A 17705-nucleotide genomic window follows, 5' to 3' on the forward strand; every position below is an offset into this window, starting at 1 on the left:
CACAAATAAAACTAAATTTTTTGTTCAATAAAGATTAAAGATAGCCCAGTTTGGGCATTGACATAAACCCGCCTCTTTTTGCTATACCAAAATACTCATGGCAGCGATGAAAACACGCAGCGATTCCTTCCGCCCGTTTTGGCGTCGTACAACGCTTTATCAGCGGTATTCAGGATCGAAGTTAATGTCCAGTTGTGGTGATTAACGAAGTTGACCGTTGCAACGCCCAAACTTGCGGTAATTACGGGTGAAACTGTGCTCTTGCTGTGCTCTATCCCTAATGATTCTATCGCATCTCGAATCTCTTCAGCTTTCACCTTCGCGCCTTTCTCATCGATATTAGGCAAAATCGCTACGAACTCCTCACCACCGTATCGAGCACAAAAATCAGTATTACGGGTAATAACTTCATTAAGCCCAATAGCGACGGCTTTCAGGCATTCATCCCCTTTAGGGTGACCATAATTGTCATTGTAAAGTTTGAAACTATCGACATCCAAGATAATCACCGTCAACGGCCATTCATACCGTTTTGACATTGCTATTACCTTTTCCATTTCCATTTCAAACGCCCGTCGGTTTGGGATGTTAGTGAGCGGATCGCTAAGTGACAAACGAATCAATTCGGTTTCTTGGCTCTTCACTCTCTCAAAATACAGTGCAAAGGTTTTAGCCAGGCGAGATATCTCGTCACTGCCTTCGAAGCTTGCTACCTCGTCACTATTTTTTTCAACCAAATTGGTTAAAGCAATTAAACGCAGAATAATACGTTTGTAGATGTAGAAGATGATGGCGCAACAAATAATCATCACAATTAATGAGAGTGCCAATGACAGGGTTATTTGTTTGGACACGGCCTGGTTGGCAGACAATGCGTAAGAAGAGGTGTCTTTTGTGATTGAAGATGCCCTAAACTCAATATTTGACGCGACTTCTTCAGCCAAGTGCTCAACAAAACTGCCTCGCCCTCTTGAACGTCCACGAATACGCATGACATTAGCTTGTTTATCAATCATGCCCCATTTACCTAATACCCCCTCCTCTAGCGCTCTTACCAGTTCGCTGCTGCGCTTGTCTAGCGATGTCGCCTCACGCAAGGAAGCGATGCTTTCTTCAATACTGTCCTCTAACTTGCGTAACTCATGCAGTTGGAACTGCTGATTTATTTGGGCAATTTGTAATATCAGAGGAACCAGCGTTTGAGAAGATTGAATACCCACATACTGCGATTTATTGTCTTCGAAAATATTGTTCAAGTAAGTAAAGAGTACTTCCCTTTCCACCCGCACTTCTTTTTCAACATCAATTCGCTGACGCACTAATGCGTTTAGTTCTTCTATTTCTAATGTAAGTACATTCAGTTGCGTCGCTAAGTACTTGTCTCCCTGCTCAAGTTTCAAATTGGAGGAATCCAGGCGCTCTATCGTTTCATCTAACTGAGTTTTGACAATACGCCGAGACGATTGGCTCTCAGACGATGTTAATCGCGCAGTAAGTGAAATTAAGTGCTGAACTTCACGAGTAATTTCAGTAGCTTGGCTAAGAGTGGGGATAGAAGACGAGGTGATATCGTCAAGCACTGTTCGCACGTCATTTAAACGCAGCAGCGTCAAAACCAGTATTAAAAGAAAAAATCCCATCACACTGCATTGTGCAATGATAAACAGATACAAAATCTTTTTCTTATGCTGCATCTGATCACTCGCCTTTTGCCATATTTATTATGCGGTTATCAGTTTTAGGCTTTAAATCGTATTGATTGACGATGGCCTGCATAACAAGGTCTGATATTTGAGGGGGACGTGTGCTCGAGGCCGGACGCTTTTCGGTATTCTTTAACGCATAGAAACCGTCTCCGCCATTAGCCAGAAAGTTACTTGTAGCCAATGAATAGGTTTTCGACTTATCTATTCGCTTTCCATTAATCGTGACATTTTTTACTCGTTGAAGCACTTTCGCTGAAGGGTCGAAACTATAAGACATACCCGATACATGAGGAAAACCACCTTTTAAATTTTGATATTGCGAAAGCCCCTCTTCCAGAGCTTGAATTAACTGAGCGCCAGTTATATCCAAAGCCACAACATGCGCGCGAAACGGCATTTCGGTGACAATATCTTGCCGAGTAATTGGTGTACCTGCCGTATATTGTTTGTTGCCTCGGATACTGCCTCCGTTTATCAAGGCAATTTCAGTATTGGCATAGCGTTTAATGGTATCCGCGACAAAGTTTACAAAAGGATTCTCTTCACTTCTCACTTCTTTGCGCGCAGTCGAAACGGCAATCTTCCATTCGCCAATTTGGATATTTAACAACCGCTTTAGGCGCGCTTCATACTCAATGAGTTGCTCGTTTAACTCAGCATCAGCCTCTATATCTTCTAACGGCTGTTCTATATACGACGTTGCTTGCCACCCAGTATTTTTCACAAAACTAGCAACGACAGCGGTTCCCTGCTGTGTAAGTACCATACTATTAGGATGACGCGTAGTTTCGAGCATATTTTTCTCGTCCAAGCGACTGTCTGTTATAAAAGCGACATCAATAATGCGTTTGTTCAGCATGGTATTAATAAAAGGGAACGGGTAGGAATAGTGAAGCAAAATAATATCTGCGCCTTGCTGTCGCAATCTTTTAGACTCCTCCATGATGGCTTTTTGAGGAGGCGTTATAGCAATATCAGATAATTGGTACTCCTCTATCACTCTCTCATGTAAAACTGATATAACACCAAGTGTTAATTCTTCTTTTTCTACAATCACAGAAGTGTGCAGGCCATCTGGGGAACGCCCCACCCGGTTGTCTATTACGTTGCTGGCTACCAATGGAAAGGCTGCTTCATAAGAACGAAGAGATAATTCATCCTCATAGAAACTAAATTCTCTCTTTGTGACCCCCATCACATCTGGCTCAAGGGAATTGAGAATATCAATAATGTGGGAGCCACGGTCAAACGAGGATAGCGCGCTCGGCCCAATCGAGCCGCCGCCGAAAATGAAGAAGACGGTTTCACTAATTTGCCGCTGTTGTTTTACGAGGGTTTGAAGATTAGCGTAACGCCCTGTGCGTGCGTCGCTAATATTAGGCATATCTGCGGTTAGTACGAAAGTTACGCTAGAGGTTGTGACCTGTTCTCGATTTTCAGATACAGCATAACCTGCTCGAAATAAGAGCGACAGGCTAGCTAAAAATACGAGCCATTGCGTGATTCGCATAACACCACTTAAGGAAAACTTGTTAATACTATTAACAAGTATAGCAACGATTAAGTCAATGCGACGATTGGCTATTTTTCCTTAAAAAGAAGGGCTTTATAACAAGCAATATAGATAATTGCCCGCTCAGAAAACGCAGGTGACCTTAAAATGGCGTTGCGCTTTTATCGCGCTGTGCCCAAAGCTGCCTTGCCTGGGACAGGGCATCTGCAACATCACACTTTTGTAGCAGTATCAAATAGCTGGCAAGTGTACTCAAAACGGCTTGTTCACCGTAAAGGCTATTCGCGTTACCCGCCCACACATCAAGCATGTCGTTAACGTTCATGTCTTTATCTTTAAGCGCCCATTTGTCAGCAACCACCGGCATTATTACTTCTTCGGTCTCACCATTTCGGGTAATAAATAGCTCAGTTTCCCGTTCACCATTAACTTCAGGATCTCCGCCATCACCACGAAAGCAAAGCGCATCTATAGATGGATAATTTTCATTAACGCGGCAGTGTTTGTGGTCAAGATGCATATGGTAAACGCCCTGTACGCAAAATTGTGCAGCGGTGGGATTCAACAACCTTGCGAGGGTGTTAGCGCATGAACGCAGGCCAAATACCTCACGAAGCTTAATAATTGTGTCGAGCGCAGGCAGCAAATAAGACAAATCAAGGTAAGTCACCCCTTTATCCGTTAACTGCTGTTTGGCATCTTCAATACTGCTAACTTCAGACAGGCCCAATTGGGGTAACGCTATACTTGCATAAAGGCGCCCTGAACCCGGCTCATGCGCACCGTGGAGCATAACCGAGTAACCATTGTTGGCTAGAACCGCTACGGCCAATAAGTACCATGGTAACTGGCGACGCTTTCCCGCGTAGCAGCCAATATCTAACGTGGGGGTGAGGGTTTTGACTTCTGGCTCTATTAGCTCTCTGCATGCATCGACAAAGCCAATAACTTCTTCTGGTGTTTCTTCACGCGTACGCAGCAACATAAGAAATGCGCCGCGTTGATCGCCTGTCACTTCATTGGCCAATACCATTTTCATGGCATGATAAGCCTCATCACGGGTAAGGCTACGCCCCCCTTTTTGACCTTTGCCAATAATTTTTATGTATTCACTAAATGGTTGCTGCATGCTTGGATGAATGTAATAGAAGAGTATTTACCTGTTGACGAGACTCTACCACCTTTCCAAATATAAGTAACGTAGGCCCCGTTAAATTTGCTGCTTCTACCTTGCTATGAATATCGGCAAGCACGCCAGTAATCATGCGCTGTTCAGGCGAAGTGGCATTTTCAATTACCGCTACTGGCCATGTCGTTGGCACGTTGTGATGAATCAAGCCTTTGCATAGACCTTCAAGCCGGCTTAGTCCCATATAAACCACCATGGTTTGGTTCAACACATTTTGCGCCAAAGGTGCCATCTCTGGCCATTGTTCCGCGTCTTTAAAATGTGCGGTCATAAAACTCACCGATTGAGCGCAGCGCCTGTCGGTTAAAGGGATACCCGTATAGGCTGACACACCCGATGCTGCCGTAATACCAGGAACAATAGCAAAAGGAATGTTGGCCTTTGTGAGTGCATCGGTTTCTTCGCAGGTTCTTGCAAATAGGGCTGGGTCACCGCCTTTTAACCGCACGACAGTGTGACCGTTGCATGCCAATTCAACCACTCGCTTGCATATAGCGTCTTGGGTAAAGCTATGCTTTTTGCAGCGCTTCCCTACATATTCTTTCACCACTTTAGAGGGAATTAGCGCGAGAATATCTTCGCTGACTAAGGCATCGAACAGCACGACATCGGCTTGTTGCAGAAGACGAAACGCTTTTAACGTAAGTAACTCGGCATCGCCGGGGCCAGCACCGACGATGAACACCTGCCCTTGTTTATGACCTTCAGTTTGCCTGTTTGCTAACTTCAACCACTTGCCAAAGTATGAATGCTTAGCTGGAGCTTTTGGATTATCGGAGCGCTGGCGCGTCGTCACGGTCGTGACCGTGGTAGAAATAGCATCGCGATAAAAGAGGTTTAACAAAGGTTTCTGCGGTTTAAATAAGGTGCGCAAAAACGGTAACGACCAACTAGATGCAATTGACATGATTTAACGCTCCTAAACAGATTGAATTTCAATGACTAAATGCTTGTCTATCAGCTGAGACAAGGCGGGCTTACACGAGCCACAATTCGTACCACACTTTAATGCTTCACCAAGCTCTGCCACCGAACTACAGCCTTCTTCGATGGCATGTGTAATGGTTTTTTCGCGCACTTCAAAGCAGCTACAAACTACATCACCATTTAAAAATGCGTCGTCTACTTGGCCACGTATTAAATTGCGCTGTATGTCTGTAGAAATAGATGTGTTGAGAAGACTGGCAAGCCATTCGTTAGGTACTGACCATGTGCTTTTTGAATGTGGCGCTGCCTGCGCTGTTGTATGTGCAGTTGCTGGTGCCCTTTCACCCTTTTCTGGCTCATCGCCCAAAAACGCCGCGAAACAAAGAGTATCATCGACAAGCGCAAGGCATACTGAGTATGTATGATGATGAAACTGCAATAGCACCGCGTTTTGCGGCAGCAGAGGTATCAACCCTTGGGTAAAATCCCGACGACCTTTGTTCGAAGCAACATTCAATACTGATAATGCTGCATCCGAGTTATTTAAAGGTGAAGACGCCTCTGTGCTTTCAAGCGGTGTCGTATTCCAGTAATCACACGCATGCTTTAGTGCGTCTTCACTAAACGGATTAAGTTTTGAATTATGTGCTGATTGGTTTACTGATGAAACAAAGAGCTTGCCGTAGGTAGCGAAATGAGCAGGCGCGATAGCTACCGCCGCGTGTTTTAACTCTGGCTGCCCTGAAATAGGGTCTACCGCGCTGGCGTAAAGTGCGCCTAGTTTACTGTGCGAACCCCATTGCGCCGACCAGTGAATAGGAATGAATACTTCCCCTTTGCGCATATCCGTATCCGCTTTAACCGGATAAATAACAGGGGCGTCTTTACACACTGCACTTGAAAGAGAAACGAGGCTTCCATCTTCAACGCCCAATTCAGCAGCGTCTTTAGGGTTGATATGCACGCAAGCACTTGGCATATGAGCCAGTAACTTTGCCGCTTTACCCGTGCGCGTCATGGTATGCCACTGATCTCGCGCTCGGCCGCTGTTCACAACAAAAGGATAAGCGTCTGATGTTACCTGCAGTGGCGCTCTGTAAGTTACGGGAATAAGTTTCGCTTTGCCACTAGGGGTTGAAAACCGTTTATCTTCAAAAGGACGTTTACTGGTAAGGCGAGGGTTAGGGTTAGATTTAGAATTAGAACTGGCCGTATTCTCAGCTTTTATAACTGTGTGAAAAGGCCACTGCAAAGGCGATAGCCCATTGTACTGAGCTTCACTTAACGCTTGTAAAGGTGACAGGTCTAATTGTCGCTTACCGTTATTTTGATAGCCGGTTAGCCCAGCGTATTCGCAGAATATTTGTGACGAATGGGTAAAATTAAATGCCTCGCCAAAGCCCATTTTACCCGCCACTTCGCATAGTATTTGCCAATCGTGTTTTGCACTACCTGGTGGGGGCAATATACCGCGCTGACGTGAAATACGGCGCTCTGAGTTTGTTACCGTGCCGTCTTTTTCCGACCACCCCGTGGCAGGAAGGGCAATGTGCGCGTAGTTAAGCGTATCGTTAGACTCAACAATATCAGACACCACCACCATGTCACACTTTGAAAGTGCGCGCTCAACTTGACCGCGATTTGGCATACTGACAACAGGGTTAGTCCCCATTATCCAAACGAACTTTACCTTTCCACTCTCAATTGCATTAAACAAATCAACTGCTTTAAGCCCCTGCCCTTTAGGCATGACGGGTGCATTCCAATAGGTTTTAACAGCGCTGATATGATCAGGGTTTTCAAGGTCCATATGAGCAGCTAGCATATTGGCTAACCCACCGACTTCACGCCCTCCCATGGCATTTGGCTGGCCAGTAATTGAAAACGGACCACAACCGTCTTTAGCAATTAAATCCATTGCTAAATGACAGTTGATAATGGCTTGGGCTTTATCCACACCAGCAGAAGACTGGTTCACGCCCATAGAATAAAAAGTAACTACGCTAGAGGCTTCACAAAAGGCATCAAAGAAGGCCTTAATGCTGTTAATGTCCAGGTCGCATACTTCAGCAACGTCATCTAACGTTAAGGCATTTGCACTTTTGAGCGTTTCTTCAAGTCCCTCGGCATAGGTCTCAACGGCGGATTTGTCTATTCGACCTTGTGCGTTTGCATAGCTGAGTAAACCGTTAAATAGCGCTACGTCGCTACCCGGCTTTATAGGAAGGTGTAAATCGGCAATGGTACAGGTTTCGGTTTTGCGTGGGTCAACAACAATGACCTTCATATTCGGATTTTTCAGCTTTGCTCGCTGAATGCGTTGAAAAAGCACTGGGTGCGCCCACGCCGCATTACTTCCGGTGATCACCAGTAAATCTGTACATTCCAAATCGGTGTAATCGCAAGGCACTACATCTTCACCGAAGGCTCGCTTGTACGCGGCAACGGCTGATGACATACATAGGCGTGAATTCGTATCGATATTGGCACTGCCGATGAAACCTTTCATAAGCTTATTGGCAATGTAATAGTCTTCGGTGAGAAGCTGACCTGATACATAAAAAGCAACGGCATCCGCGCCATACTGCGCAATGGTAGAGGTGATCTTATCCGCAATCACATCGGTGGCCGTGTCCCAATCCACCGATTGACCTGCCATGGTTGGGTGAAGCAAACGACCGTTTATGTCGTTTGTTTCAAGCAGGTTTGTTCCTTTGACACACAATCTTCCATAATTGGCGGGATGCTCTGGCGTGCCTTTAACAGTGTCCAGGGTTATGGCACGCGTGCTTACGTTGCAACTGATATCTACACCACACCCTACGCCGCAGTAAGGGCATGTTGTTTGTCTTAATTGTTCAGACATCATGTCGGGTTGTCGTGTAGGCATATTCATTTCATTACCTTTTTCGGTTTCACAGCTTTTGAATGCATTTTGCTAAAAGGCTTTTTTCATGTGGGCGTTCAAATAAAGGCAGTTTGCTTAAACACCGACAAAAACCTTTTCGCCCTCTACCTTCACAGCGTAAGCCGTGACGGAAACATCGTCGTGTTCTTTACACAGCCCGGTTTCTAAAAAGTAATGCTCTTTGTATAGAGGCGAAGCAACAACAGGCGCACCGCCTATCGACCCTAGAAGCCCGCGATAGAGTACGTTTGCTTTACCAATAGGGTCGTAGTTACTAATGGCGAAAACCTGGGTTTCGCCGTTTATCTTCAAACTGAAAATTGCCACTTGCTGTGAGTCGACAAGGGCGCAAACCCCACTGTTTGTCACTAAGTCGTTCGTCTCACAAACATAGTGCCATTGCACTTGCTGTGGTTCTGACGCCATTACATTTTGCGCTGCTGACATAATTTGATTCTCCTAACAGGGTTGATAAGCCAGTGGCTATACCATAGAGACAGGAATGAACTGATCTTTACCTGCTACTTTTTCAGCTTCAGTAGCTGGGCGAACCTGGCCTCGCTCTGAAACAAACTGAATATTGGTGTCGCTAGCATTGCTGTTTACGAATTGACGGAAACGCTTGCGCGACTCAGGGTTTTCAATGGTGGTTTTCCATTCGCACTGATAAGCATCAACCACAGCATCCATCTGTGCTTCAAGCTCACCATTAATGCCAAGAGCATCGTTTATCACAACGTCTTGCAAGTAAGCTAACCCACCTTCTAAGTTGTCCATCCACACCGATGTGCGCTGTAGGCGATCAGCCGTTTTCACATAAAACATCAGCACGCGGTCGATGTACTTTATAAGGGTTTCGGTATCTAGATCGGTGGCAAACAGGTCTGCATGTCGAGGCTTCATACCGCCATTTCCGCAAACATACAGGTTCCAGCCTTGCTCGGTAGCAATAACACCAATGTCTTTGCTTTGGGCTTCTGCGCACTCACGGGTACACCCCGAAACGGCAAATTTAATTTTGTGCGGTGCACGTAAGCCTTTGTAACGATTCTCTAAGTCAATGGCAGTGCCAACAGAATCCTGTACACCGTAGCGGCACCATGTGCTGCCCACACACGATTTCACGGTACGCAGTGCCTTCGCGTAAGCATGGCCGGTTTCAAAACCACCAGCGACCAGTTTTTCCCAGATATCCGGTAAGTGCTCTACGCGCGCTCCAAATAAATCAATGCGCTGACCACCCGTGATCTTGGTGTACAGGTTGTATTCTTTTGCCACTTCGCCGAGCAGAATCAACTTCTCAGGCGTTATTTCGCCACCAGGTACACGCGGTACAACCGAGTACGTGCCATCTTTTTGCATGTTGCCAAGGTAGATATCGTTGGTGTCTTGCAGAGGAAGATGTGAAGCCTTAAGAATGTAGTCGTTATACACCGAAGCTAAAATTGAGCCGACAGCGGGCTTACAAATTTCACACCCTAGACCTTCACCATGCTGCTCTAGTAGCTCGTCAAAGGTGCGAATGCCGTTTACCTTAACAATGTGAAATAGCTCTTGTCGGGTATGGTTGAAGTGCTCACAAATGGCTTTTGATACTTCCACACCGCGCTTTTCAAGTTCGCTATCCACAACATTTTTAAGTAAGGCAGCACAGCCTCCACAACCTGTACTGGCCTTAGTTTCACCTTTTACATCACCAACGCTACAACAGCCGCCTTCAATGGCTGAAACTATGTCGCCCTTAGTCACATTTAAGCATGAACAAATAGACGCGGTGTCTGGTAGTGCATCGGCACCTAACGCCGGTGCGGCATCGGATGAGGGCAGAATTAGGCTTTCTGGGTGTTCAGGTAATTCAATATTATTAAGTGCATACTGTAAGAGCGTGTCGTAGTCGCTGGTATCGCCAACGAGCACAGCACCAAGCACGTACTTTTGCTCGCTATCTACCACCAGCTTTTTATACACGCCCTCGGGCTGATTTAAGTACGTGTAGCTAAGCGCTCCGTCTGTGCGTTCATGGGCATCGCCAATTGAGCCCACTTCTACGCCCATTAGCTTGAGTTTAGTGCTCATATCTGCGCCAGCGAACTCGGCATCGCCACCTGTAATATGACTTACGGCCGTGCGTGCCATGGTGTAGCCAGGTGCAACAAGACCAAAGATTTTGTTATCCCACAGCGCACATTCACCCACAGCGTAAATGTTTGGGTCAGACGTCACGCAATGGTTATCAATGACAATACCGCCGCGCTCACCCAGTGTTAGCGCTGACTTTCTGCCAAGCTGATCGGAAGGTCGAATACCGGCAGAGAATAAAATCATGTCAGTTTCTAGTGCAGTGCCGTCAGCAAACACCATTTTATAGCGGCAGGTATCACCAGCCTCGATAGTTTGGGTGGCCTTTTGGGTGTGAACCATTACGCCCAATGCTTCGATTTTATCTTTAAGCACGTTACCACCAGCTTGGTCTAGCTGTACCGCCATAAGCTGCGGGGCAAACTCTACCACGTGGGTGTCTAGACCGGCTTGTTTTAGTGCGTTAGCGGCTTCTAAACCTAGAAGACCGCCGCCAACGACAACCCCTACTTTGCTCACCGCTGCTGACGCTTCAATAGCAAGTAGATCGTCTATAGTACGGTACACCAAGCAATGCTCTTGATCGTTGCCAGGAATGGGTGGCACAAATGGGTAAGAGCCCGTAGCTAACACAAGCTTATCGTAGCTAAACACCTGCCCTTCCGACGTCGTCACTTTATTATTGTCACGGTCTATATCGGTAACCAAGGCATTGGTAACTACGTTTACGCCCCACTCGGCGTACTGAGCGGGAGTAGTAAGCGCTAAGTCATCAGCACTCGCGCCGCTAAAAAAAGACGACAGATAAACGCGGTCGTACGCAAGGCGTGACTCGCCGCATAAAACGGTTATTTCTACATTGGCATCGCTTTGGTGAAGCTGCTCAACAAAATGATGCCCCACCATGCCGTTGCCTACGACGACAATTTGCGGTTTTGAGTCCAATGAAGTCATGGTATTCCCCTTTTTTCGGGACAAAAAAAAGCCCGCTTCAACTTTCGTTGATGCGGGCTTCGTTGCCTATTTTGCCAACGGTTTAGGTCGGCTAACACATTTTACGGAGTGTTATAAATCACACAATTTTCAGCGATTGACACAAATCACCAAAACACACTTTACGTTTATAGCTATCCAAGTTCAGTGCCAAAACCGTAAATAATTGTTTTTATTTGATTTACTACAAAATAAGCATTATTCAGACTTCACAACTGCACCAAACAAGCGCAAAACTGTGTTTACTTGGTGCATTAAGGCTATCAAATAACTTAGGCCAGCTTATCCGTCGCTACGCGGTAGCGAGGGTCTTCAACCACGTTAATTTCAACAAACTTATCGGCCTTGCGAAGCAGTGAGCGACATTCATCACTGATATGGCGAATGTGTAGCTTTTTACCCTGCTCTTCGTATTTGTCAGCAAGGGTATCTAGCGCATCGATACCTGATGAATCCCAAATGCGAGAGTCTTTAAAGTCAATAACTACATCATTAGGGTCGTTGGCGATATCAAACAGGTCTTTGAAATGCGATACCGAGCCAAAGAACAGCGGGCCGTCTAGCTCATAGACTTTCCAACCGTCGTTATCGATATGGGATCTCGCTTCAATATGACGAGCGTGTTTCCATGCAAACACCAGTGCTGAAACGATAACACCCACCACAACCGCAATAGCCAGATCAGCGATAACGGTAACGCCTGTTACTAGGAAAAGTACGAACGCATCTTCTTTGTTTACGCCGCGAATAATTCTGAATGACGCCCACTCAAATGTAGCGATAACCACCACGAACATAACGCCAACAAGGGCAGCGAGAGGAATCATTTCAATTAGCGGAGCAGCAAATAGAATAAAGCCTAATAATACAACCGCCGCGGTGATACCAGACAAGCGGCCACGGCCACCAGAGTTAATATTAATCATACTTTGACCAATCATGGCGCAACCGCCCATACCGCCAAAGAAACCGTTTACGGTATTTGCAACGCCTTGGCCAACGCACTCTTTGTTGCCGCGCCCGCGGGTATCTGTCATTTCGTCAATTAATGAAAGAGTAAGAAGCGACTCAATTAGACCAACCAAGCAAAGAATGACTGAGGTAGGCAAAATGATCATGAAGGTTTCCCAGGTGAACGGCACCATAGGAATAGCAAAGCTAGGAAGTTCACCCGCTAGCGTCGCGGTGTCGCGCTGGTCAGCTGGTAGCAAATCGCGAACAAAGTCGATTACAGTGCGCGCTTCAAGGTCAAGACCGTGTACTAACAAGGTTACCGTAACAATCGCTACAAGCGACGCCGGTACAGCTTTGGTTAGCTTTGGCAATAAATAGATAATGGCCATGGTTAGCGCCACAAGCCCTAGCATCCAATATAACAGCGTACCTTCCATCCACTGTAATTCACCCGCTGCGTTGGTCACTTTGAACTGGCCTAATTGCGCCAAGAAAATAACAATTGCCAAACCATTTACGAAGCCTAGCATTACCGGATATGGGACCAGACGTATAAACTTTCCGAGCTTGAAAATACCGCACATTATTTGCAGTAAACCAGCCAAAATAACCGCGGCAAATAAATACTGCACGCCGTGTTGGGCAACCAGTGCCACCATTACAACGGCCATGGCGCCGGTAGCACCAGAAATCATTCCTGGTCGGCCACCAATAGCGGAAGTGATTAAGCCCATCATGAAAGCCGCATAAAGACCAATCATTGGTTCTACGCCGGCCACAAATGCGAATGCAACGGCTTCAGGGACCAAGGCAAGCGCCACGGTAATACCTGATAGCACGTCGTTTTTAACGTTGCTGTCTTTACTGGTAATTAAATCGAACATGTTCTCTCAGAAGCTAAGATGTTAAACACAACAACCCACCATGGCGTACACCGCGTTAAAGCAGAACACCAAGTAGGTAGGAGATTTTTTCGGCGATTCTATCACCATTGTAGCGCAAAATCTTTTAATAGATTGTTACTAGGGCCTGTATATGGTCTCCCCCGTTATTGCAAGAGTAAACATGCTGTTTTGACTAAAATGGTTTGCGTCCGTATATCCGGCTTCTCGTTGAAGTATTTTCACTTCGAGCCTCGATGAACTTCGCCCATATCGTCCTTATCGTTGACACGGATTAAAATCCACAGGCCCTATCAGGTTTTCGATATGTCGGTTTAACCGTATTGTCATCACGTTATGTTTATTCAGCAATCCTTGGGAGTGAACTGGTTCATTATTAACTTAAGCGGTTGTCAACTCAGGCTGATAATCGCCACCTTGTGCTAATAGTGCCCAAGCTATTCGGGCTAATTTATTAGCCAGTGCAACGGCGGCTTTGTTTCTCCCCCGCGTTTGCTCTATTCGCTTTATCCATTGAGACAATGGCGTCTCTTTATGTTTACTCACTCGCATGACAGCCCTGGCACCATGAATGAGTAAGGTTCTTAGATAGCTATCTCCACGCTTACTAATCCCTTGTAAATTATGCTTGCCCCCTGAGCTATGTTGTTTGGGTACCAGCCCCAGTGATGCTGAAACTGCCCGACCATTCTTAAACTCACTGCCATTGCCGATATGTTGATAAAGCGCACTGGCTATAATTGGACCAACTCCGGGAATACTTTGTAGTCGTCTACAAGCTTCGTGTTGGCTTAGTTGTTTAATTTTCTTTGTATACCAGTTCAGGTGCTCATCCAGCTCTACAAGTTTTTGATAGTGTCGCTCTAACAGTTCTTTGAACAATTCACTCAAACCATTCTCAACCTGCCGGTCAAATAATTCAGGCAGTGATTTATAGACATGACTTATGCCCACCGGAAGAATTATTCCGTACTCATTGAGCAATCCCCGTATTTCATTACTGTTGGCCGTTCTATCCCGCTCACATTTCTTACGCATCACGTGTAATGCCTGAATATCTTGTTGGGTTTGCGTTTTCGTTTGCACAAACCGCATCTCGGGGCGCACTACTGCTTCTGCTATCGCCAGCGCATCATTAAAATCCGTCTTATTACCCCGCACATACGCTTTTACATGCTGTGGTGCGATTTGTTTTACCTGATGGCCATACTTCGCTATTTCTCTTGCCCAATAATGCGCACTGGCACATGACTCAACCCCCACCAAACAGGGTGCTAGCTCACTAAAAAAATGCAGTATCTGAGTTCGTCTCAACATTTTTTTTCGCACAATCTTGCCTGCCTGATTACAGCACACCACATGACTCACACTTTTTGCTAAATCCAGCCCAATCGTTGTAATATCCATCTTGGTCTCCTCACCTTGTTAACTTGATTGTTCAATTCCAAGTTTGGCACATTGCGATGCCGTTTGAGGGGGGAGACCATTCCATCGTTGACCCAATAAAAAAGGCTTCGACGATATCGTCGAAGCCTTTAGGCAAGCAGAGGAAGCCCTTTAGATCGCTAAGGATAGAGAAGGACCTTAATCATTCCGGCTTTATGAAACCGCAACGACTGCCTTTCGCTTGTCTTCTTTTGAAAATTGCAGCGCGTTGTTCAAATTATCAAATTCAAACACGTTAGGTATTTCGACAACCAACGTTTGCGCAGCAACTTGCTCAAGTAGAGCCTCACCGTCTTTCACCAAACGCTGCCACTGTGACAAATCGCCATAATCATGCAGCGACAACAACACCCGCACCGTCCACACCGGGAATATACCCTTTTTCCCAGTCGCGCGGGTTATCATCGATAAACTTCCAGTCAACTGGGTTAATGCCAATAGCATAGTTGCGCACGACAATACGCCCTGCCTTCGGCTCAGAAAACTCGCGCACCTGTTTTACCAGCGATGCGCCAGCTTGTTCAAATTGCCAAACGTTAGCTTGCATAAAAGCTCCTTAACACAGTGATTTTTCCGATTAGTCCCACGCAGGTGAAAAATCTGGGTTAGCTTGACGGTCGCCACAATCTAGCGCGTCAATCTTTGCGATATCGTCAGCGCCTAAGGTAAGTTCAAGCGCTTTGAAATTGGTTTCCAGGTTCTTGCGCCCAGTCGTTATCTAGCGGAAGCTCTACACCTACTGAGAACGTGTGTTGTGCAAGCTTATCAAAGGTATTTGTCGTCATTATGACCTCCCTACGCGCTCGTTGTGTTATTCGCCATATTCGCAGTACTGAGTGCGCGCTTGTCTAAGTAGCCGCTGTAACGTGTAACAAGTAACGCTGCAACAGAAATGATTGCGCCAATCCATGCGGTATCAGATAACTGCATGCCGTCTACAATTGCACCGCCCAGAATTGAACCCACTGCTATGCCAATGTTAAATGCCGCGATATTTAAACCTGAAGCGACATCAACAGCATTAGGGGTAAACTTCTCTGCTAATTGAACAACGTACACCTGAAGTCCTGGAACATTGCCAAAGGCAAAGGCGCCCCACACTAAAACGGTGATCACTGCGGCAACTTTACTGCCCATGGTAAACGTCAGGGCAAACAAGATGACCGCAAGGGCTGAAAAGATGATAGTTAACGCGCGGATTGGGCCTTTTTTGTCAGCAAGCTTGCCGCCATAAATATTGCCTACCGCGACAGATACACCGTAAACCAGCATAATTAAGCTGATGGCTGAGGGCGCAAACCCCGCCTCTTCCTGCAATATAGGAGCGAGATAGGTGAATGCCGTAAATGTGCCGCCATAGCCCAATATCGTCATTAGATACACTAATACCAGACGAGGCTGAACCAACACCTTCATTTGTTCACTCAAGGTGGCCGGTTTACTTTGTTTAAGGTTGTTCGGTACCAGCAACGCACTGCCAATTAGCGCAAGTGTGCCAAGCGCAGAAACCACAAGGAAGGTTGCTCTCCAACCGAAGTTTTGACCAATCCAGGTACCCAAAGGTACGCCAGTAACTAAGGCTACGGTTAAGCCCGTAAACATTATGGCAATAGCACTGGCTTCTTTTTCTTTCGCCACTAGCCCTGTAGCAATAGTTGACCCTATGGAAAAGAACACACCGTGCGCTAAGCCTGTCAAAATGCGAGCTAAAATTAAGCTCTCGTAGCTAGGCGCTTGCCAAGCAAGAATATTACCAGCCACAAATAGCGCCATTAAGCTAAGCAGAACATGCTTTCTATTCCACTTTCCCGTAAGGGCGGTAAGAACCGGTGCGCCAACGGCAACACCAACGGCGTACAAGCTTACCAGTAAGCCTGCGCTCGGTAACGTAACGCCAAGATCAGTAGCAATGGTGGGGACAAGCCCCACTATCACGAACTCTGTTGTGCCAATAGCAAACGCACTTAACGTTAACGCAAATAATGCAATAGGCATTTCAATTATCCTCAAAAAGTAATTAACGAGATGGCTTGATTAACAACGCCACCATTGGCTTCTAGAACGAACAACTACACCGTTTTTTGAAAGCCATTAATAAAGTGCGTACAGTTTGACGATAAATTTATTTGCAAAAAACAGCACTAATGACAAAATACTTTTGCGATATTTGAAAATATAAGGTGTGCGATGCCAGTCTCATCAAAAACTGAAGATTTAGAAGCGTTCCTAACCGTTGTGGATACAGGTAGTTTTTCCAGTGCTGCCAATCTACTCAATCAGCAGGTTGCAAAAGTTAGTAGAGCAGTTACTCGACTTGAAGATGGCTTAGATGTAACTCTATTGAATCGCACTACCAGACGGCTGGAATTAACAGAAGAAGGTGAGCTTTTCCTGCAATATGCCAGAGACGGGCTAAATATATTAGAAAAAGGTGAAGAAGCATTACGGCTATTAAAGCGGGCTCCTTCTGGAAAACTTCGGGTTGATGCTGCGAGCCCGTTTGTGTTCCACCAGCTAGCGCCGTTAGTGGGTGAATTTCGAGAAGCATTTCCTGACATAACACTCGATATCACCAGTCACGACAGCATTATCGACCTGTTGGAACATAAAACCGATATCGCAATACGTATTGGTGATTTAAGCGACTCTAACTTGCACGCTAGACGTTTAGGAAAAAGTAAGCTGCATATTGTGGCAAGCCCACAGTATCTTGAAAAATATCCCATATCTGAAGGTGAGGATGGAATTAGCAAGCTAAACAAACACAAACTGATTGGCTTTAGCGACTCACCAAGTCTAAATAAATGGCCGCTCAAGCAAGATATTAACTTGCAGTACAGTCTTCGTGCGTCAAGCGGCGAAACTATTCGCCAGCTGTGCTTGGCGGGTCAAGGTATCGCGTTACTTTCTCACTTTATGGTACACAAAGATATCAGTGCAGGCTCGCTGGTAGCGCTATTTCGCGACGATATCGTCAGTCCAAACCGCAGAGAGTCGGTACAAGCGGTATACTATAAAAATAGTGCAGTATCGTCTCGTATCTCTGCGTTTTTAGATTTTATACAGCCTCGACTAACTCTTTAACTTA

At 45.9% G+C, this 17705-nt stretch carries 13 protein-coding genes and 1 pseudogene; 1 reads left to right on the plus strand and 13 read right to left on the minus strand.

Annotated features, from left to right (window positions below):
* Positions 1 to 95: 95 nt before the first annotated feature.
* The 13 genes and pseudogenes from ACFI6J_RS16870 to ACFI6J_RS16930 all read right to left on the minus strand — a co-directional run bounded on the left by ACFI6J_RS16870 (position 96) and on the right by ACFI6J_RS16930 (position 16612).
* Positions 96 to 1694: a GGDEF domain-containing protein gene (locus ACFI6J_RS16870; RefSeq protein WP_061439521.1), complete on the minus strand. Its 1599-nt coding sequence runs from the start codon at positions 1692 to 1694 to the stop codon at positions 96 to 98.
* A 4-nt stretch (positions 1695 to 1698) separates the two neighbouring features.
* On the minus strand, positions 1699 to 3216 hold the full coding sequence (locus ACFI6J_RS16875) for a bifunctional metallophosphatase/5'-nucleotidase (RefSeq protein ID WP_061439519.1): 1518 nt from the start codon (positions 3214 to 3216) through the stop codon (positions 1699 to 1701).
* Between the two features lie 145 nt (positions 3217 to 3361).
* On the minus strand, positions 3362 to 4348 hold the full coding sequence (locus ACFI6J_RS16880) for a glycosyl transferase family protein (RefSeq protein WP_061439517.1): 987 nt from the start codon (positions 4346 to 4348) through the stop codon (positions 3362 to 3364).
* The gene (gene cobA, locus ACFI6J_RS16885; protein ID WP_061439515.1) at positions 4332 to 5315 is read right to left on the minus strand and encodes a uroporphyrinogen-III C-methyltransferase; all 984 of its coding nucleotides are present in this window, start codon (positions 5313 to 5315) and stop codon (positions 4332 to 4334) included. Before cobA ends, ACFI6J_RS16880 begins: the two co-directional genes overlap by 17 nt.
* A 12-nt stretch (positions 5316 to 5327) precedes the next feature.
* Positions 5328 to 8231, minus strand: a complete 2904-nt coding sequence (locus ACFI6J_RS16890) for a nitrate reductase (RefSeq protein WP_061439513.1) — start codon at positions 8229 to 8231, stop codon at positions 5328 to 5330.
* A gap of 87 nt (positions 8232 to 8318) precedes the next feature.
* Entirely contained in the window at positions 8319 to 8690 is a 372-nt protein-coding gene (gene nirD / locus ACFI6J_RS16895; RefSeq protein ID WP_014975661.1) for a nitrite reductase small subunit NirD, read from the minus strand.
* 36 nt (positions 8691 to 8726) lie between these two features.
* Positions 8727 to 11276, minus strand: coding sequence for a nitrite reductase large subunit NirB (gene nirB, locus ACFI6J_RS16900; protein WP_061439511.1), 2550 nt, complete (start codon positions 11274 to 11276; stop codon positions 8727 to 8729).
* 311 nt (positions 11277 to 11587) lie between these two features.
* The gene (locus ACFI6J_RS16905; RefSeq protein ID WP_014978293.1) at positions 11588 to 13153 is read right to left on the minus strand and encodes a SulP family inorganic anion transporter; all 1566 of its coding nucleotides are present in this window, start codon (positions 13151 to 13153) and stop codon (positions 11588 to 11590) included.
* Between the two features lie 399 nt (positions 13154 to 13552).
* A complete protein-coding gene (locus ACFI6J_RS16910) occupies positions 13553 to 14578 on the minus strand; it encodes an IS110 family RNA-guided transposase (RefSeq protein ID WP_416022445.1) in 1026 nt (341 codons plus the stop codon).
* A 192-nt stretch (positions 14579 to 14770) separates the two neighbouring features.
* Positions 14771 to 14962, minus strand: a complete 192-nt coding sequence (locus tag ACFI6J_RS16915; protein WP_231506428.1) for a hypothetical protein — start codon at positions 14960 to 14962, stop codon at positions 14771 to 14773.
* Entirely contained in the window at positions 14949 to 15164 is a 216-nt protein-coding gene (locus ACFI6J_RS16920) for an MDR/zinc-dependent alcohol dehydrogenase-like family protein (protein WP_231506427.1), read from the minus strand. The genes ACFI6J_RS16915 and ACFI6J_RS16920 overlap by 14 nt, the downstream gene beginning before the upstream one ends.
* Before the next feature lie 30 nt (positions 15165 to 15194).
* Positions 15195 to 15332, minus strand: a pseudogene (dkgB, locus tag ACFI6J_RS16925) (2,5-didehydrogluconate reductase DkgB); the annotation flags it as partial.
* Between the two features lie 80 nt (positions 15333 to 15412).
* Positions 15413 to 16612, minus strand: coding sequence for an MFS transporter (locus tag ACFI6J_RS16930; RefSeq protein WP_348670621.1), 1200 nt, complete (start codon positions 16610 to 16612; stop codon positions 15413 to 15415).
* A 192-nt stretch (positions 16613 to 16804) separates the two neighbouring features.
* Between ACFI6J_RS16930 and ACFI6J_RS16935 the strand changes: the two genes are divergently transcribed.
* Positions 16805 to 17701 (plus strand): LysR family transcriptional regulator, encoded by an 897-nt coding sequence (locus tag ACFI6J_RS16935; protein WP_348670622.1) that lies wholly within the window; start codon positions 16805 to 16807, stop codon positions 17699 to 17701.
* The last annotated feature ends 4 nt before the right edge of the window (positions 17702 to 17705 follow it).

The sequence above is a fragment of the Alteromonas sp. G4i13 genome, assembly GCF_054960505.1.